The 517-nt window shown below is 60.9% G+C and carries 1 protein-coding gene; it reads left to right on the plus strand.

Features of this window, described 5'->3' with window-relative positions; translation table 11 throughout:
* The first annotated feature begins 16 nt into the window (after positions 1-16).
* On the plus strand, positions 17-277 hold the full coding sequence (locus VQ02_RS30905) for a hypothetical protein (RefSeq protein ID WP_048445585.1): 261 nt from the start codon (positions 17-19) through the stop codon (positions 275-277).
* The last annotated feature ends 240 nt before the right edge of the window (positions 278-517 follow it).

Here is a 517-nt window from a genome sequence, read left to right on the forward strand (position 1 = left end):
GCGCTAGGCCCACGGCATGGCGCGCCGGATTAGCTATCAAATCTTTGACATGCCGGACGGTCGGTTTTCGGTCACGGTCACCATCGAGCCGGACAAGACAATGGTGCGGACGGGTTTCGTGACCCAAGCTGAGGCTGGCGCGTGGGTTGAGGGCCTGCGGGACATCATGGCAGCCCTTGGCGCACCTGTGAGCCTCGCTTTTCCCGAATATACTGGCTCTCTCCCTCTGAACGATGTGCTGGCCTTCATCCGCAAGGCACCCACCGAGGCTGACTGATTGCCCGGTTCATGCTTCAGGACTACCTCATTTTTCACGGCGTTACGGCGTCAGGTCATCTGGTTGGGCCCGTGGCGCGCTAATGGAGGTTGGTGGGTCGGATCGGTCACAGTCCGGTCAGCGATCCAGCCTTGCATCGGCGAGTCAGGGAACAACCCCCTTAACTTGGGCATTGCGGACCCTAGGTCTGCGGCAAGCGCTGCCGCTAATGACGCCTATTACCCGCTGTCTGGCCTACGC

Source organism: Methylobacterium variabile (assembly GCF_001043975.1).
Lineage (GTDB): Bacteria > Pseudomonadota > Alphaproteobacteria > Rhizobiales > Beijerinckiaceae > Methylobacterium > Methylobacterium variabile.

Coding starts and splice junctions, on each gene's coding strand:
- VQ02_RS30905 (WP_048445585.1), top strand. CDS start 17: ATGGCGCGCCGGATTAGCTATCAAATCTTTGACATGCCGGACGGTCGG.